The sequence below is a fragment of the Termitidicoccus mucosus genome, from assembly GCF_038725785.1.
Classification (GTDB): Bacteria; Verrucomicrobiota; Verrucomicrobiia; order Opitutales; family Opitutaceae; genus Termitidicoccus; species Termitidicoccus mucosus.
On sequence record NZ_CP109796.1, the window covers coordinates 6,629,609 to 6,649,789 of the forward strand.

A 20,181-nucleotide genomic window follows, 5' to 3' on the forward strand; every position below is an offset into this window, starting at 1 on the left:
GTGGCACGAGCGCCTCGCCCATGGGTTTGAAGGATTGGCGGCGCGGAGCGCCCCCATCGACGGGTCTCCAATGCCACTCGCCCCGGCAACTTCTCATGAAAAAGCAATCAGTTCTCTCTAATTTCATATTGTAAAACTTACATGAATATCGCCCTCCGCATCCTCCGCCTCACGGCATCCATGCTTCTGGCATCCGGTTTGCTCCATGCCCAGACCTCCGGCACCTTCACCGGCACCGGCCCCGCTTGGGACTGGGCCGACGCCGCCAACTGGTCTTCCGCCGCCGCGCCCGGCTCCGCCGCGGGCGACTCCGCCGTCCTCAACGCCGCCGCGAACACCGCCCTCGCCGGCCGCACCCTCTCGCTCACCGGCGCGGGCGCGCCCGGCGGCGTCACGCTCGGCTCGCTCGCCGTCACCGGCGGCGCGGGCGTCGGCGCGTCCGGCACGCTCACCATCGGCGCCGCCGCCTCGCCCTCGCTTCTTTTCGACACCGGCGTCCCCGGCGCGCCCGCCACGCTCTCGCTCTCCGGCGGCGCGGCCCTGCGCATCCTCGCCGATGTCTCCGCCGCCGCCGACCTCGCCATCAACAACAACTCCGCCGTGCTCGGCTCCATCGTCCTCGGCGGCGCGGCCACAGTCGCCGGACAGGCGCTCTTCAACATCTCCGACGCCGACGGCTCCATCACCGTCGCCGGCCCGTTCGCCGCCGCCTCGCTCGTCAAAAACGGCGCCGGCGCCCTCCGCCTCGACTCCGCCAACGCCGCCATCGCCGGCAACGTCTCCTTCAACGCCGGCTCCATCGTCGTCGGCGCGGACAACGCCCTCGGCACCGGCGCCCTCGTCCTCAACGCCCCCGCCGCCCTTCGCCTGAACCTCGCCGGCTCCGACGCCGCGCCCGCGCAAAACCGCTCCCTCGCCAACTCCATCGACCTCTCCACCACCGACCTCATCGTGGGCCGCGCCGATCAGGCCACCGCCACCGCGCTGCGCACCCTTTCCCTCAATCCCGCCGCCGCCGCCGTCTCCGCGCTCGGCTCCGGCACGCGCGTCATCACCGTTGACCCGCTCACCGGCCTCGCCTTCGGCGCGAACCAATCCTTCTCCGGCGGCACCCTCCTCAAGCAAGGCGGCGGCGTCCTCACCCTCGCCGGCGCGCAAAGCACCTTTCAAAAATTCGACATCCAGCTCGGCACCGTCCGCGGCGAACTCGCCTCCGACATGACCCTCGGCGCCGGCCCCAGCATCCTCGGCGCGGGCAACATCAACGTCTCCGGCGGCAACACCGTCCTCGAACTCACCGCCTCCAACCCCGCCGCCACCCTCACCCTCGGCGCCGGCGCGTCCATCACCCTCTCCGACTACGCCACCTTCCGCCTCTCCGGCGGCGGCCTCGCGCTCCTGGGCGGCACCATCGACCTCGGCGGCACCGGCCTCCTCGACTACGGCGCGGGTACCGTCACCCTCGGCAGCACGCAAATCCTCAACGCCCCCGCCTCCGGCCTCAACTTCGGCGGCAACCTCGTCTTCACCGACCTCACCGGCATCATTTCCGCCGCCGCCCACCGCCTCAATCTCATCGGCGCCGGCACGCAAACCCTCTCTTACAACGACGCGGGCCCGGGCAACGTTTCCGTCGCCGCCACCGTCGTGAAAACCGGCCCCGGCGAGACCATCCTCGACGCCTCCATCAACTCGCTGGTCTTCTCCACCGGCGGCGGCCTCGTCCTCCAGTCCGGCACGCTCTCCCTCGGCAAGGCCGGCCAATACTCCGCCGGCTCCGCCGCCACCACCTTCACCGGCGGCACCGCCGTCCTCGCCTTGCGCGGCTTCGACCAGGCCAGCATGGGCACCGTCGTCATCGCCCCCGCCGCCGCCGCCACCTTCGCCTTCGGCGGCGACATCGCCACCTCCACCACCCTCGGCCTCGGCAACATCGTCTTCGGCAGCGCCTCCCTCCTCCGCATCCGCGACTACACCAACGCCGCGCTCTCCGCCGCGCCCGACACCCTCACCGCCGTCAACGCCCCCTCCCTCACCGCCGCCGAACTCTCCCAAATCTGGTTCCACGGCTACAACAAGGGCGCCGCCCTCATCAACACCAACGAACTCGCCCCCGTCACCCTCCTCGACAGCACCTGGAGCGGCGCCGGCGGCACCTTCGACTGGCGCACCGCCGCCAACTGGGTCGGCGGCGACCCCTTCAACATCCCCGACTCCCCCGGCGCCACCGCCCGCATCACCGCCCTCGGCGGGCCCTTCGCCCAGAAAACCTTCAACCTCGGCGGCACCGTCACCCTCGGCCGGCTCCTCGTCAGCGTCGGCGGCGACTGGAGCATGGGCGGCACCCTCGTCTTCGACAGCGGCGACCCCGCCACCGCCGCCGTCATCAGCAGCGCCGGCGCCTCTTTCTACACGCCCAACTCCGTCATCCTCAAAAGCGACCTCCGCAAAATCGGCGCCGCCAACATCTATGTCGGCAGCCTCATCTCCGACGACTACGCCGCCTCCGGCATCCGTCGGAAAGTCATCGTCGAGCAGGGCTCCTGGAGCCCCTATAACGTCGCCAGCTCCTACTCCGGCGGCACCGAGCTGCGGGACGGCACCGTGACGCGCCTCCACCTGACGCACACCAACGGCATTGTCGCCGGCAATTTCCTCGGCACCGGCACCATCTGGATTTCGCCCGACAACCCCGCCGGCACCGCCTCGCTCTACTCGATGCACATGGGCAACAGCACCCCCGGCGGCGCGGTCCGCCTCGACAACCCCATCGTCCTCACCGGCAACCTGAACACCGGCGCCATCTACTACAACTACTCCGGCGCCGTCGAGCTCACCGGCACCCGCACCATCAACATCGGCTCCAACACCATCTCGCAGGACTGGGTGAGCAGCGCCTACAGCGTCGTCTTCGGCGCCGGCTTTGATTTCACCGGCACCGGCGCCCTGCGGCTCACCGGCGCCTACGGCAGGCGCATCGCCGGCGACCACAACGGCCTCAACACCTTCTCCGGCGGCCTCTACAATGGCGGCAGCCATCTCTGGATCACCGGCCTCAACAAAGACCTCGTCGTCGGCGAGCTCGACCCCGGCCATAACTACCTCGGCAGCGGCGATGTCACCATCGACAGCCCCATCTACATCAACGGCACCGGCAAAATCATCCTCAAGGGCAGCCTCCTCACGATCAACGGCGCCATCACCTTCGGCTACGCCCCCGAGGGCGGCATGTGGCTCTCCGGCGGCACCGTGGCGGGCACCGGCATGCTCCGCGCCGACCGCGACCTCTATTTCGACGGCAGCGTTGTCAACTCCACCGTCGGCCTGCAATTCCTCAGCAACCTGACCAACCGCGTGTATTCCACCGCAAACAACCCCCTCGGCGGCGTCGGCGGCACCGTCTCCGTCGGCTACGTCACCAAGGGCGAGACCAGCGTCAGAATCATCGACGCCAGCGTCGGCCTGCTGGACGTCGGCGACTACATCAGCGTCACCGGCGGCATCCTCCGCCTCGACGCGGACAATCAGATCAAGGCCGCCAACCTCATCCTGAACGGCGGCGTGTTCGACACCGCCGGCCACACCCTCGGCTATACCGGCACCGGCGCCGGCGACCACGGCATCCGCACCCTCACGCTGGCGGGCGACAGTTCCCTCTCGGTCGGCGCGGGCGGCATCACCTTCGACCGCGTCAACACCACCGGCTGGTCTCTCGCCTCGCAACTCATCCTGCAAAACGACGGCAGCTCCTGGGTCGCCAGCGGCACCGGCTCCCACCTTCGCTTCCTCACCGACATCAGCACGCTCTTCAACGCCGCGAACTGGAGCACCATTCTGGACAACATCGCCTTCACCGGCTACGAAAACGGCGCGCAGCTCTCGGCCCTGACCGGCGGCTATTATTACCTCATCCCCGACGCCGCCACCACCAACGAATGGAGCGGCGGCAGCGCGGCCAACTGGCTCTGGAGCGACCCCGCCAACTGGCGTGCCGGCACGCACCCCGCCGCCGCCGGCGCCAGCGCCTCCATCCGCGACCTCGACCCGCGCCTCGCCGCCGCCACGCGCACCATCGATGTGGACGGCGACTACACCATCGGCTCCCTCAACCTCCAGTCCTCCTACGCCCTCAACCTCGGCGGCGCGGGCAAACTCATTTTCTCCAACACCGGCGGCCTCAACGCCTCCGTCAAGGTCGCCGGCCAGGCGCGCACCATCGGCGCCGCGTGGCAGCTCGACTCCGACACCGACCTCACCCACAGCGTTTCCTACAACGCCGGCGTGCTCACGCTCAACAACGCCCTCACCGGCGCGGGCGACCTCATCGTCCGCTCCGGCGTCGCGCAGTCCCTGCTCGTGCTCCAAGGCAACAACGCCGCCTGGTCGGGCGACCTCGTTTGGAAGGATCCCCGCGTGATCTTCGGCCTCACCGGCGCCGCCGGAGCGCCCCTCGCCGGCACGGGCCGCTTCCTCATCGGCGAAACCGCCGCCGACGCCGCCGGCACCTACCGCATCGAGGCCCGCACTGCCGCCCGCACCGCCATCCTCGCCGGCGGCTACGAACTCTGGGGCAACCTCACCCTCCAAAGCCCCGTCAACACCACCAACCAATACAACAACCTCACCCTCGACGGCACCGGCCTCCTCGCCGGCACCGGCACCCGCACCATCACCGTCGCCGGCACCGCCGAGCAGCGCCCCGTCCTCCGCCTCACCGGCGCCATCACCGGCGCCGCCGGCCTCCTCAAGACCGGCCTCGGCCAGCTCCGCCTCGACTCCACCAACACCTTCGTCGGCGACTTCGTGTGGTCGCAGGGCGGCCTCCAGCTCTACGCCGACAACGCCCTCGGCACCGGCGTGTTCCGCATGAACGCGAGCGGCGAGCCGGCGACGATTAATCTCGGCGGCGGCACCCGCGTGCTCGACAACCCGTTCGTCATCACTGCCGGCATTACTCCGGTTTTCACCGGCGGCACCCTCGTCTTCGACGCCGACAGCTCCCTCGTTGGCTCCAGCACCCTGAACGGCACCTGGACTCCGCGCGGCGGCGCGCTGGTTGTTTTTGGCAAAAACCACGTCATCGAGGGCACGGGCGGCTTCGGCAACACCAACGGCGGCAAAAATCTCCGCTTCCTCGGCGGCGACAACACCTTCACCGGCGGCCTCAGCATGGACAATGTGTCCGCCTCCACCATCGAGATCGGCGCGAGCTCCACGCAGGACGGCGCGGGCGTCGTGACCGCCGGCCCCATCGGCGTCGGCACGTTCACCACCAACGTCAATGCCAGGCTCGCCGTTTACAGCGACGACGCCCTCGTCACCACCCACATCCTCGGCAACACCGTCAACCTCTCCGGTGGCAATGGCATCATCTTTGGCAAATCCGCCGCCGCCGAAAACACCGCCGACACCCTCGTCCTCTCCGCCGGCACCCTCGCGCTCGCGCAAAACAACGACACCGCCTTCAACATCGGCGCCGGCGCCACCCTCCGCGTGGACTCGAAGATCACCGACGGCGCGGCGGGCCGCCAGCTCGTCAAGACCGGCGACGGCGTGCTGGAGCTCGACAACACCGCCAACGAAATCTCCGCCGGCATTCAGGCCCGCGCCGGCATCGTCCGCGACCGCGTCACCGGCGCGAGCGTGACCGTCGGCGGCGGCGCGCCCACCGCCTTCGGCACCGGCCCGCTCAGCACCTACGCCGCCAGCGGCGACGCCGGCGCCTTCGAAATCGCCGCCGATGACGGCGCCTTCGTCACCATCGCCGGCAACAACGCCTTTCTCCTGAACGACAACGGCGCGCTCCGCGTCACCGGCAACGGCGTGACGACCATCCTCGGCGCCGGCGGCTCGCTCGTCAGCACCTCCGCCGCCGGGCGCGAAGGCCGCCTCGTCGCCGACTACGTGCAAACGACCGACTACACCCTCGGCGTGAAGCTCGCCGCGCAGCACTGGGAACTCGGCGCCGGCACCGTGCAACTCACCCGCGCCAACCTCCTCAACACCACCGGCACCATCACCCTCGCCGCCGGCGCCGTGCTCGACATCCAGAAGAACACCCAGCTCATCCAGAACCTCATCGTGAACGGCAACGCCGCCATCGACGTCACCGGCGACGGCAACCCGCAGACCCCGGTCGTCCTCACCCTCGGCAACATCACGGTGAACGGCGGCCTGCTCACCTTCGCCGGCTGGCAGGGCGACCCCGGCACCGGCCTCGGCGCGACCATCCTCAAAAGCACGCTCTCCGCGGGCCGCGTCATCACCGGCGTGAGCCTGCAGGCCGGCTCCGACGTCGTGCGCGTGGTGCGCAACACCCAGGGCGAAAACGTCCTCCTCCCCTACGCCGACCTCTTCACTTGGGACGGCACCTACAACAACATCTGGACAACGGACAACTGGAGCAAGAGCACCGGCCACAGCCTGGTCGAGCAGCCCGACAGCAACACCGCCACCGCCACCTTCCACACCGGCTCCGCCGCCCTCGCCGGCGCCACCATCACCCTCGACGCCGACAAGACCCTCACCGGCCTCTTCTTCGAAGGCGCCGACAAGGAGGACTTCACCATCGACGGCAACGGCTACCGCCTCACCCTCGACTCCGACCAGACCGGCCCCAACGTCGCCACCACCCTCCAAAACACCGGCGTCAGCGACGTGACCCTCGACGTTGGCCTGCGCATCAGCTACGGCTCCGACAGCTACGGACGCGGCCTCGACATCGTGCAGGACGGCGCCGGCGCCCTCATCTTCAACCAGCAGCTCAGCGGCATCGAAGCCACCGTCACCGTCTCCGGCACCGGCGCCGGCGCGGTCGTGTTCAACGCGCAAAACACCTTCTCCAAGGCCTTCGTCCTCGAAAGCGGCAACGTCTGGCTCGGCATCGACGGCGACGCCACCGGCGGCCCGCTCGGCCACGGCGTCATCACCCTCCAAAGCGGCGCCCTGCGCGGCGTGACCGTGGCCCCCGGCAGCGAGGGAAACCCCGCCGCCTACACCGACGCCGACCGCGTGCTGGAGCGCCCCTACCTCCTCGACGGCGGCTTCGCCAAGGCCGGCACCCGCGCCCTCGTGCTTCACGGCACCGGCACGCTCGCCTCCGACTCGACCGTCACCGTGGCCGACGCCAGCGGCACGCTCATCCTCGGCACCGCCGCGCACGAACTCGCGCTCGGCGCGCACACGCTCACCGCCGCCGGCCCGGGCGTCACCCGCCTCGACGGCGCGCTCACCGGCGCGGGCCATCTGGAGCAAACCGGCCCCGGCGCGCTCATCGTCAACGCCGCCAGCCGGCACACCGGCACGACCACGATCGCCGCCGGCGGCACCCTCGCCCTCGCCGCCGCCAACGCCATCGCCAGCAGCACGTCGGTCGTGGTTGACGGCGTGCTGACCACCACTGGCACGCAAACGCTCAACAACCTCGCGGGCACCGCCGCGACGGCGGACATCCTCATCCCCGGCGGCACCATCGGCGCCAACGACGTGCTGGCCCTGCGCAACACACGCGACACCGTTTATGCCGGCGCCATCACCAGCGGCAGCGGCTACACCTCCGTGGTGAAAACCGGCACGGGCACGCTCACCCTCACCGGCAGCAGCGACCTCGCCGCCGGCACGGTCAACTCCGCGCTCAGCACCACGTCCGGGCGCGTGGCTGTTGACGAAGGCGCGCTTGTGCTCACCGGCAGCGGCCGCATGAGCGATGCCTACGCCGAGATCGGCTCCGCCGCCGGCACCTCCGGCACCCTGCTCGTGAACAGCGGCGCCGTATGGGAAGGCTCCTTGGTGATTGTCGGCAGCTCCGGCGCGGGCGTCCTCGTCCTCACCGACACCGCCGTCATTCGCACCCGCGGTGCCAACATCGGGTCCGAAGCCAGCGCCGCCGGCGTCGCCGACGTGACCGGCAGCGGCCATTGGGAGGTCACCGATGGTTTCCGTGTTGGTTCCGCGGGCTCCGGCACGCTGCGCATCACCCAAAGCGGCAGCGTGCGCGTCGGCAGCAGCCAGGAATTTGAAATCGGCGGCCCCGCCGGCTTCGTCAGCGTGGGCGACGACGGCCTGCTGGATGTTGACACTTACATCGTGGTCGGAGGCGGCATCGGCGGCACCCTCGCCGACGGCAGCGGCACGCTCAGCCTCACTGGCAGCGGGCGGGTGCGCGCCGGCAACCTGTTCATCGGCAGCAGTGCCACGGGCTCGGGCACCGGCGCCGTCCTCGCCGGCGGCGACAGCCGGCTGGAAAGCGGCGGGTTTGTCATGGTGGGCCACACGGAAAACAACACCGGCACGCTCGACATCTCCGGCCATGCCGTCGTGGGCGGCACCTATGGCGGTCTCGTCGGCCTCGGCACCAACGCCGTCGGCGCCGCCACCGTCCGCGATGACGGCTTGTGGGAAAGCGGCTCCGCGTTCGTCGTGGGCTTCTGGGGCTCCGGCACGCTCGCCATCGCCGACCGCGCCATCGTGCGCGTGGGCGGCGACAGCTTTGTCGGCGGCGGCGCGATCATCGATTATTCCGATCCACTTCAACCCGCCTATACCGGTCACGGCAGCGGCGCCGCCACCGTGAGCGGCACCGCGCTATGGGACACCGCGGGCAATTTCCACAACGGCTATACTGACGCCGGCGGCACCGGCGCCGGCTCGCTCTCCATCGCGGGCAGCGGCAGCGTCGCCGTCGGCGGCACATATTTCCAAAACGCGGGTTCCTCGCTGGCGCTGACGCTGCCGGCGAGCGGCACGCGGGGCGCGTTCATCACCGCCGGCTCGGGCACGCTCGGCGGCGCGCTCGTCATCGCGGGCTACACCGCGCCGGCGACCGGCACGACGGCGTTGGAGGTGCTCGCGAGCGCGACCACGCACACGCTCATCCACGCCGCCGGCGGCACGCTCGCCGGCGACTTCGCCAGCGTGACCGGCGGCACGGGCGCGGGCACGCCGGATTACATTTATCAAGGCGTCCATAAAACCGCCGACGGCCGCGACTACAACCTCGCCCACGGCCTTTCGTGGCAGATCGGCGGCACGCGCGCGCACGGCGACTTCACCGTCGCCAGCGGCAGCGCGTTCGACGTGAACATCGCGCTCAGCGACACCGCCGGCCACGCCGGCTGGACCGGCGACACGCTCACGAAAAAAGGCGACGGCCTGCTCATCCTCTCCGCGAGCAACGCCTACAGCGGCACGACCCTCGTCACCGCCGGGACGCTGCGCGCGACCGACGCCGGGGCGTTCGGCTCCTCGCGGCTCGATGTTTCATCCGCCGCCCTCGCGGAACTCTCCGGCCTCACCGGCACGCTGGTGAACGCCCTCGCCGGCACCGGCACGCTGCGCGTCGCCGGCGGCTCCGACCTCGACTACCGCGGCGCGGCCACGGCCTGGGACGGCGACACCCGCGTGGACAGCGGCCTGCTGCGCGTGAACAGCCTGCTCGGGAGCGCGGCCTCGGCGCTGACAGTTTCCGCCGGCGGCACGCTCGGCGGCAGCGGCACGCTCGGCGGCCTGGTCATGGTCAACGCCGGCGGCCACCTCGCGCCCGGCAACAGCGCCGGCACGCTCTCCACCGCCGGCGACCTCGTGCTCACCGGCGCCATCCTCGACTTCGAGCTTAACGCCATCACCAACCCCGGCCACAACCCGGTCCCCGGCAACGACCTCGTCAACGTGGGCGGCGACCTCGTGCTGGCTGGCACGAGCACGCTGAACATCACCTCCACCGGCGCGGCCCTCGCCAAGGGCGAGTATGACCTGATCCACTACGGCACCGCCGGCACCGGCACGCTCTCCGGCGGCGCCGCGAACATCGCCCTCGGCGTGTTCAACGGCACGTCCGTCAGCACGCTGGCCGACGCGCCCAAATACCTCGTCAGCACGGCCGAGACCGGCTGGGTCAAGCTGCTCTACGACTTCGGCTACTTTGCCCACTGGGACGGCGGCGACTCCTCAAAATGGACGAACACCGGCGACCCCGACGGCGGCAGCGGCACGTGGTATGCGCCCGGCGCGAACAGCGCCTACACCGCGTGGAGCGGCAGCAACGGCGCGCCCAACGGGGAGTGGCTCGGCTCGCCCCCCGAGGACGCCGGCTTCGCGATCTTCGGCGGCACGGCGGGCACGGTGACGGTGGACAACACCCCCGCCGGCAGCTTCACCGGCGGCACCATCCACTTCAGCGGCGCGCAGTTCAAGGTGGACGGCTACCTGCTGACCGGCGGGACGCTGACGACCGGCGGCACCGACGCCGTCGTCTTCAACATGACCGCGGGCGCGACCATCGCGACGACGCTCACCGGCACGCACGCGATCGAGAAGGCCGGCGCGGGCACGCTCACCCTGGCGGGGGCGAACACCACCACCGGCACGATCGGCATCCTCGACGGCGCGCTGGTCATGACGCACACCGGCGCGCTGGGCGCCGGCGCGGTCGTGGTCGGCGCGGGTGCCGGCGCGACGACCAAGACCCTGCGAGTCTCGACCGGTGACATCGTGTTTGCCAGCACCCTCAGCGGCACGGGCCTGCTGCACGTTGACCTCGGTTCTTCAACTTCAACTTTCAACTTCAACTCCAGCGCCGCAGGCGCTGGTTTCACGGGCACCGCGCTCTTCGAGACCAGCGCCTACGCGCTGGACAACGACGCGCTGGCCGGCGCCGCCGTGGTCCTCGGCACGGCCAACACGACCACGGTCGCCACCGGCACGCAACGCCTCGCCAGCAGCAATACCAACGGCCTGACCATCGACGGCGCGAACGTCATCTTCGCCTACACGACCGGCTCGCGGGCCGACGGGGTCATCCTCACCGACACGCTCGACGGCGTCAGCGGCACGATCACAATCACGAACACCACCACCGCGCTCACCGGCACGACCGGCCTCCTGGACAAAAACCTCCTCCGGCAGGACGAGGCCACACTCGTGCGCCTGGTGACCGCGTTCGTCACCACCGGCACGAACCTCGCGCTCGCCGGCGGCGGCACGACGACCGCCGCCGTGCGCGACGCCGGCAGCACCGTCACGGCGACGGCGATCTACACGCAGGCGCTCGATTACACGAACGGCCTCTCCGTGAACTACGCGCTCACGCAGCTCGACCTGCTCGCCAACCAAACCACCACGCTCTCCGGCGACGACACCGCCGCGCCCGCCGGCGGGGCCGACTTCACCGCGCAAATCACCGGCGCGGGCAACCTCGCCATCGCCGCGACCAGCGCCATCACGCTGAGCGCCAGCAACGCCCACACCGGCACGACGACCATCACCAGCGGCACCGTGATCGCCGGCGCCGACGACGCCCTCGGCCAAACGTCCTTTTTGTCCCTTGAGTCCCTTGCGTCCTTTGACCTCAACACCCATTCGCAGACCCTTGCCAGCGGCAGCATCGGCGGAAAACTCCTCGGCGCGGCCTCCGGCTCGCTCGACGTCACCGGCCTGCTGGAAATCACCAGCACCAACGCCGGCTTCGCCGCGAATGTGGGCGTGACCGGCACGACCACGCTGCGCAACACGCAGGCGCTCGGCGACACCGGCACGCTGACCGCCGGCGGCCTCGTCCGCCTCGACGGCGCGACCGGCACGCTCGCGAAAACCATCGCCGGCACCGGCACCGTTGCGCTGGCGAACAGCAGCTCCGTCGCCCTCACCGGCGTGAACACGCTCGCGTCCGGCGGCCGGTGGACCGTCGCCGTCGGCAGCGCGCTGCGCGCGAGTTCGACCGCGAACCTCGGCGCCGCCGACATCCTCTTCGACGGCATGCTCACCGTTGCGAACACCGCGAACGAAACCCTCGGCAACGCCCTCAGCGGCAGCGGCGCGTTCGTGAAGGAAGCGGCCGGCAACCTGACCATCTCGCAGTCGAACGCCTTTGCCGGCACCAGCACTGTCGCCGGCGGCACGCTCACCCTGCAAAATCTCTTCGGCACCGGCACCGGCGCGGTCGCGAACAACGCGACGCTCGACCTCGCGGGCACCGGCGCCTTCGCGAACGCCCTCAGCGGCACCGGCGTGACCATCGCCAGCGGCGGCGTGAGCCTGCGCGGGGCGAACACGGGCTTCACCGGCACGCTCGCCGTGACCGGCACCGCGGACATCACCGCCAACACGCAAATCGGCGGCACCGGGGCGACCGGTGCGAAGGTGGTCATCGCCGCCGGCGGCGAACTCGCCACGACCGCGACCACCTTTGTCCACGCGCTCACCGGCTCCGGCGTTCTGGCGGTGAATGCATCCGCGAACGGCGGCGTCTTCGACTTCGAGACCGCCAGCGGCACGGCCTTCGCCGGGACGGTCAAGCTCGACGCGACGACCCTGCACCTCGGCACCAGCGCCGCGCACGACCACAACGCCCTCGCGCTGGCCAATGCCAAGCTGCGCGTGCTCGCCGGCTCGACCCTCGCGGCCAACGCCGAGACCCGCAAACTCGGCGGCCTCGACCTGGGCGCGGGCGGCGTGACGCTGCTCGACATGACCGGCGTCGCCCCGACCGAGGTCCTGCGCACCGGCACGCTCTGGGTGGACAGCGCCGCGAAGGTGGCCTTCAAAGGCTACGCCAATTCGGGCACGGTTGACTCCACCGGCGCGGATCCGGCGAAAAACTTCCTCGACCAGGATTCGATCAACGATACCGCGACGCTGCTCGTCGCCGCCGACACGCTCGCCCCGGGCTCCGGCAACAAACAAATCGCCATCACGACCGAAAGCGGCTCCGCGCTCGCGGGCGGGCGGCAGATCGACTATGGCAACGTGGTGGCCTCCTACGATTACACCGGCGTGACCGCCAGCGCCTCGACCGCGTTCAGCGTCGTCGGCAGCGCGACTGCCGGCCTGTATTACAACTACGCGCTGACCGTGCTCGACATCAAGAGCGGCACCACGCTCACGCTCACCACGGCGGGCGCGACCGACCACACCCTCGCCGCCGAAATCACCGGCTCCGGCAACCTCGAACTTATCGCCGGCACGGGCAACCTCACGCTCAGCCACAGCAACAGTTACACCGGCACGACGACCATTGCCAGCGGCACCGTCATCGCCGGCGCCGACGACGCGCTGGGCCGGACGGCTTACCTCGGCTACGGCCCCGGCGCGGCGTTCGACCTGGACGACAAGACGCAAATCCTCGCCAGCGGCAGCATCGGCGGAAAACTCCTCGGCGCGTCGTCCGGCTCGCTCGGCGTCACCGGCCTGCTGGACGTGACGGGCACCAACGCCGCCTTTGCCGCCAGCGTCGGCGTGACCGGCACGGCCATCCTCCACAACACCTCCGCCCTCGGCGACAGCGGCACGCTGACCGCCGGCGGCCTTGTCCGCCTCGATGGCGCCACCGGCGCGCTCGCCAAAACCGTCGCCGGCACCGGCACCGTCGCGCTGGTAAACAGCAGCAGCGTGGCCCTCACCGGCACGAACACACTCACCGCCGACGGCGAATGGACCGTCGACGCCGGCAGCGCGCTGCGCGCGAGTTCGACCGCGAACCTCGGCGCCGCCGACATCCTCTTCGACGGCCTCTTCACCATCGCCAACACCGCGAACGAAACCCTCGCCAACAAGCTCGCCGGCAGCGGCACGTTTGTGAAGGAAGCGGCGGGCAACCTCACCATCTCGCAGTCGAACGCCTTCACTGGGAGCGCCGGCATCCTTGCCGGCACCCTGACCCTCGCGAACAACCTCGACGGCCTCGGCACCGCAACAATCGCGAACAGCTCCACGCTCGCGCTCAGCGGCACCGGCGCCTTCGCCAACACCATCAGCGGCACGGGCGTGAACCTCGTCAGCGGCAGCGTCGCCCTTGCCGGGACGAACACAAGCTTCACCGGCACGCTCGCCGTGACCGGCACCGCCGCCATCACCACCAACGACAACATCGGCGGCACCGGCGCAGCCTCAGCCTCCGTTGTCATCGCGCGGACCGGCGAACTGGCCACGACCGCGGCGGACTTCGTCCACGCGCTCACCGGCTCCGGTCTGCTCGCCGTGACCGCGGCCGGCGGCGCGTTCGACTTCGTTGCCACGACCGGCACGCACTTCGCCGGCACCGTCGCGCTGGCGAACACCGCGCTTACCCTCGGCACGAATGCCGCGCACGCGTTCAACGCCGCCGCGCTGGCCAACGCCACGCTCCGGCTCGACGCCGGCGGCGCGCTCCACGCCGCGAACGAGACCCGCCGGCTCGGCGGCCTCACCCTCGACGGCGGCGCGCTCTGGCTGCCGATGAACGGCGTTGACCCCGCGAAGGTCCTCACTGTCGGCACGCTCTCCGTCGCCGACCTCGGCAGCACGGTCGTTTTCGAAAACTACACCGGCGGCACGGCCGCGATCAGCGACGCCACGCAGCAAAAGAACTGGCTCGACCAGGACAACCTCACCGACAACGCGACGCTGCTCGTCGCCGCCGGCACGCTCGCCGAGGCCGCGCCGCGCCAGATCGCCATCCACAAGGCCGACGGCTCCGCGCTCGAAAACGGCCAGACGATCGAGCACGACGAGGTTTTTGCCATCTACAACTACACCGCGCAAACAAGCGGCAGCGCCGACGCCCACACCAGCGGCACGCTCGCGCCCGGCCTCTACTACGACTACGTGCTCGCCGAGCTGAACGTGAAGACCGGCACCACGCTCGCGCTCGACACCACCGGCGCCGCGGACAACACGCTCAGCGCCGCCATTACCGGCGACGGCAGCGTCACCTACGCGACCGGCTCGACCCTGATCCTCACCGGCACGAACACCTATTCCGGCGCCAGCACGATCCTCACCGGCACCGTGGTCGCCGGCGTTGACAGCGCGCTCGGCCACACCAGCCGCCTCGACATCGCCGCGCCCGGCGTCTTCGACCTCAACGGCCGCGCGCAGACCGTCTCCGGCGGCGGCGTGATAGACGGCCACCTGACCGGCACCGGCGCGCTCACGCTCACCGGCGGCACGCTGACGGTCAACAGCGCCAACCCCGGCTACACCGCGCAAACCAGCATCGGCTCCGGCGCGACCGCGCATCTGGCAAACACCGCCGGCTTGGGCAACGGCGGCATCCAGCTCGACGGCACGCTGCGCACCGACGCCACCGGCGCGCTGCAAAACACGCTCTTCGGCTATGGCCTGTTTCATGCCGCCAGCGGCACCGTCACGCTCGCCAGTGACAGCGCCGGCTTCCACGGCACCGGCAGCGTCGCCGCCGGGGCGCGCGTCACCGCCACTCACGAAAATGCCCTCGGCGCCGCCGCCATCGGCGCCGCCTCCGGCGCGACCTTCGAGCAGAAAAACTTCACCGGCGTCCTGCGCAATACGCTCTCCGGCGCGGGCACGCACCTCGTGACCAACGCCACGCTGCTCCTCGACAATCCAGCCGCCTACCAGATTGCGAACACCACGCTCGATGCGAACGCCGCGCTCGTGCTCGACGCCGGCGGCTACCGGTTCGGCACGCTCAACATGAACGGCGGCGCGCTGGCCTTCTCCGCCGCGAACACGACCGGCACCGTGACCATCGCCGCGCTCGGCAATACTTCGGGCAATTTTTACCTGAACGCCGACCTCTCCGGCCTGGGCGGGAGCGTTTCCGGCACCATCGCCCGCGCCGCCACCATTGCGAACTTCCTCGACATCACGAACGACGGCGCCGGCACGCACAACGTGCACCTCGCCACCAACGGCACCGAGCCCGCCGGCCCGAACATCGCGCTGGAGCTCATCCACACCGGCGGCACGCAAAGCACCTTCACCCTTGTCGGCGGCAAAATCGAAACCGAGCTCACCTCCCTCGAGCTCATGCGCGGGGACGGCAGCGCCTACATCCCCGATCCCAACATGTGGTATCTGACCGACGCCGGCCTCAGCCACGCCGCCGACGCGATCCTCAGCACCGCCTCCTCCCTCGCGCTCGACTGGGCCAACGCCCTCGACAGCCTCCACCTGCGCATGGGCGACCTCCGCGCCGAAAACCTCGCCTCCCTTGACGGCGGCAACGCCGCCGCCATAAAAAGAGGCAGCGCCTCCGGCAACGTCTGGGTGCGCTCGCGCGGCTACCGCCTCGACGCCTCGAACCGCGTCTCCGGCATGGGTTTTGAGCAATACGGCTACGGCATGACCGCCGGCGCCGACCGGACCTTCGAGACCGGGGCCGGTGCGAACCTCCTCGGCGGCTTCATCGACATGGGCGGCGTCAGCCGCAAGTTCGACAATTCCGGCACGGGCGAAACCCGCAGCGTGGGCGTCGGCGCCTACGCCACGCTCCTGCACGCGGACGGCTGGTTCGTTGACGCGGTCGGACGCGCCGACCGGTATAAAAACGGGTTCGACGCCCGCGCCGCCAACGGACGGGTGACGCACGCCGACTACAACGTGAAAGGCCTGAGCCTGAGCGTGGAGGCGGGCCGCCGCCTGCAACGCGCCGACGGCTGGTGGCTCGAGCCCGCCGCGCAGGCCTCGGTGCTCTGGCTGGGCCGCGCCTCCTACGACACCCGCGCGACCTCCGACCAGCGCGCGATCAAGGTGCGCGTGGACGATTCCGAGACCTGGCAGTACCGGGCGCTCCTGCGTTTTGGCCGCCAGTTCCACGGCAGCCGGTGGCATCCCTACGGCAAGCTTGCCGCCGTCGCGGTCGATTCCTCCGGCGGCGGCATCACCGCCCACGGCAAGACGTTTAACGCCGGCTTCGACGGCAAGCGCGTCGAGTTCGGCCTGGGCGCGAGCTATCGCGTCAACGACCTCAGCCAGTTGTATCTGGACTACGAATACGCCAGGGCCGCCGCCTACGAGCGCCCCTGGAGCATCAACCTCGGCTACCGCCGCCTCTGGTAAGCGAAGGCCGTCTGTCATGAAGACCGGACCAACAGCGGGCGGCGCGGGCCGGAACCCAAACCCCGTGCCGCCGGAGGGCGCGCGGGAGCCGGTGCTGATCGACTCGCTGCCCATGGTGCGGTACAGCTTTGTCGTGCGCGGGCATCTGGCCAGCGGCGCCCAAGTCACCATCAAGGGCGTGGTTTATGCCAGAAGGGGGTTGTATTATCAGGCGCGGGCGCGGGTGCTCGATTCCGTCCTGAAGGAGATCCCCACGCTCCAACTCGACGAGGAAGAACTCGTCGGGCTGCGGATGCAGACGGGCGGCGGCAGATGCATCCCGCCGGAAAATCTCGGCTTCCTCGGATGCTCACGGGCGCGGCACCCCGCGACCGTGAGCGCGGCTGCGCAGGCAGGGGAGGCGAATTTTCACAGCCCGATGGGGCAATGAATATGGTGAGATGGTCCAGCCCGTCGTTGCCTTTGATCAGAATTTGTCCGGCGCGGCATCACGGGCCGGTCTCTTTGTCGGGCCAAAGATAACGGTTACTCCGAGCATGTATCATTTCTTGCGGGGAGAAGAGAATAGGCCGGGTGCTCGTCATAGCCGCCGGTGCGCATGCGAACTTTAACGATGTTCCATTGCGAGGTTTTTCATGGCGGCTAGAATTGCGGCGCCATCGGGATGCCGGGGAAGCTGTTGAGCATCGAGGACTGGCCCGCGTCGATGGCGATGGCGCCGGAAGGGAAAGCCTCGATGGGCTCCGGTATCTGCTCTGGAACAAGACGGGGGACGCGATTGCCGCGTCGGATATGCACGGACTCGGGGGTTTCTCTGGATTTGAATTGAAACGGGAATCCGGTGAACGGTTTTCCGGCCAGCTGGCAGTCCAGGAAGTCGTTTGTGATTTTTTCAATGGATTCGCGGATGCGCCCGATGACGGCCTGGGGATGGCCGGCCTTGTTGACGGGGATGGTGACGGAGCCCGCGAATTCCTTGCGGGGATGGAGGGTGTTTGCAGGGGTTGCGCCCGAGTCTTGGAGATAGAGCCGGACGACGGCGTGCCGGGACCGGTGCAGGTCGAACGAGGCCTCGGCACGGGCGCGGGCGCTGCCGGCGGCGCGGTTTTTCTTGGTCAGGTCGAGGATGTAATGTCCCCGGAAGTTTTGGTTGTGGAAGTTGACGGCGCGGTATTCCAGCACGGGGATGTCGGCTTCGCGGGCGGCTTGGTCGTAGTTGCGCGGGCAGTCGGGGATGCCGTTTTTGAAGAACAGCACCCCGGCGGGGTATTTTTTATTGTAAACGTTGAAGGGGGTGACGGAGAAGGTGTCTTTTCCCACGGTGAAGGCCGGGATGGCGCGGGCGCTGGACACGGCTGCGTCGATGTCGGCATTATAGATTTTAAGGAATTCGAAAACGGCGTCGAGCCTGCGGACGGGGGAATGGTCGAATTCGCACAGGAGGCGGGCGCATTGTTTTTCCTTGGGAGTGCCGGCTTTTCCGATGATTTCGATGAGAAAATCGAGGGTATTGTTGGAAAAGGCCCATGTTCCCGCCGGAAGGGTGAGATTGCATGGGGTGCCGAGGGCGATTGAATTTCCGTCGATTTCGAAACCGTGGTTTTGCAAACCGGCCGCGTCGATGCGGATGACGGCGCCAGAGCGGGCGTCGGCTTCGAGAATACCGCCGGGGTTTTGAACAACGGCATCGGTGCGGGCGATGATTTCGGAGGTGCGGAACCGGATGGGTTCATTTTGCCCGGTTGCGAAAAAATCGGACAGGACGAGGCTGTCCTGGGTGATGTCCTGTGCGAGGCGGGGCAGCCGGTGCTGGGGGATCCCGAGAAACAGGAAAGGAGGAAGCTGGTCTGGCTGGTGCATGGAGTGCGTATGAGCATTTGGCGGATTTTCCGGTAAATTTTTTGGGCTTTTTAAGCCGGGCCGATTAGTCTCTGCCGGGGTTGGTGCCACTTTCGATGCCCACGCAAAGGACGGGGAAACATGCAAATTCCTGTCTTTTGTTCTTGCCGAGCCCCTTAGGCGCATTTTTCTATCCGTCATGTTTTTGCATTGGAGCACCAGAGCACCAGTCTGGAACCATCAACAAATCCGCAACCGCTTGAAAATGAGCTTGACCACGCATGATTCGCCTTCGCAGCGACGTTCGCTCCCAAGCTCTATCCCTGTCCTAAAAGTGACCTTCCCGGGACGTATTGTGTCCCGATGAAACGCCTTGGGCCGTTGGGCCGCATCATCTTTCCCCTGCCTTTTCTGGAGGGACGGTCTCCGTGCCGTCCCCCACACACACACACACGGCTCCTATTATATTTCTGAAAAAGAAATAATATCAGAACCACCCAATCATTAAGCCCTATGAAAACAAAACTCCTCATCCTCGCCTGCGTGCTCGCCGCTCCCGGCGTCATCACCCGTCACGCGACCGCCGCCGACGGCATCGCGCCCGATGCGGCCTATGAACAAATGGTCGATGGCCGCATCGCCGTGAACTACTACAACGAATACCTTCAGGAAATCGTCGTGGACGCCCGCTCCTACCTCGTCAAAGGGCTGGCGGACGCCATGGGGCACCTCGACGAGTTTGTCGCCAAAGGAGACTACGGCCACGGCGGCCCCGTTTTCTCCAGTAACTGGCGGAACGCGAAAGACATTCTCAGCCTCCCCACGCGCGTCCCCGACTGGTATGCCGCCGCCGACCTGAAACTCTTCAAAAACGGCATCGACCAAATCCGCAAAGACACCGACGAAACCCTCAAACTCTGCGAAGACCTCCAAAAATACCTCCAATACAACGGCGGCTGGAAAAACGACAAATGCCAGAAATACACCGACGCCAGACCCCGCCTGCAAACCCTCCTCGCCAGCCTGCAAAAAAACACCGACGCGCTCGACCGGCGCGCCCTCGAAATGGCCCTCGCCGGCGAAAAACTCTACTGGGCGCAGGATAAAGCGCTCGGCTACTTCGTCGCCACCATGAAAGCCGACACCGACACCGCCGCCGCCCTCGAAACCCTCGTCCAGAACCCCGAACTCCAGAAAGAAGGCAACACCGCCGCCGCCGCGACCCTCCCCAAGGCCGAGAAACTCCTCGAAACCCTCAAGGCATCCCTCGCGAAAAACGCGAATCTCGTCACCCCCATGCTCGGCGACTCGCTCAAAAACAATAAAGAACGCTTCTACAACCAGTGGCTCAAAGATTTTATAGAAAGCGCCGAAAAATACATCATGCCCGGCCTGAAAAAAGGCGTCCTCAAGGCGGACGAAAGCGAACGACTGCACGGCGCGGGCGACAACCTCGGCCGCCACTACGACGACTGCATCGCCACCTACACCTACAACGGCGGCATCGCCATCAAATATAAGCGCCTCTGACCGCCCCCGCGACGCCAC

General features: G+C 68.5%; 4 protein-coding genes. 3 read left to right on the plus strand and 1 reads right to left on the minus strand.

What is annotated here, in order from left to right:
• Positions 1 to 141: 141 nt before the first annotated feature.
• Complete coding sequence (locus tag OH491_RS23545) at positions 142 to 16,794, plus strand: autotransporter-associated beta strand repeat-containing protein (RefSeq protein WP_342750730.1); 16,653 nt, start codon at positions 142 to 144, stop codon at positions 16,792 to 16,794.
• A 16-nt stretch (positions 16,795 to 16,810) separates the two neighbouring features.
• Positions 16,811 to 17,224: a hypothetical protein gene (locus OH491_RS23550; RefSeq protein ID WP_068768774.1), complete on the plus strand. Its 414-nt coding sequence runs from the start codon at positions 16,811 to 16,813 to the stop codon at positions 17,222 to 17,224.
• Between the two features lie 212 nt (positions 17,225 to 17,436).
• On the opposite strand, the gene OH491_RS23555 is transcribed toward OH491_RS23550, so the two are convergent.
• Entirely contained in the window at positions 17,437 to 18,654 is a 1,218-nt protein-coding gene (locus OH491_RS23555; protein ID WP_068768773.1) for a hypothetical protein, read from the minus strand.
• A 492-nt stretch (positions 18,655 to 19,146) separates the two neighbouring features.
• Here OH491_RS23555 and OH491_RS23560 point away from each other — a divergent pair, with 492 nt between their 5' ends.
• Positions 19,147 to 20,163 (plus strand): hypothetical protein, encoded by a 1,017-nt coding sequence (locus OH491_RS23560; protein WP_068768772.1) that lies wholly within the window; start codon positions 19,147 to 19,149, stop codon positions 20,161 to 20,163.
• Positions 20,164 to 20,181 lie beyond the last annotated feature (18 nt).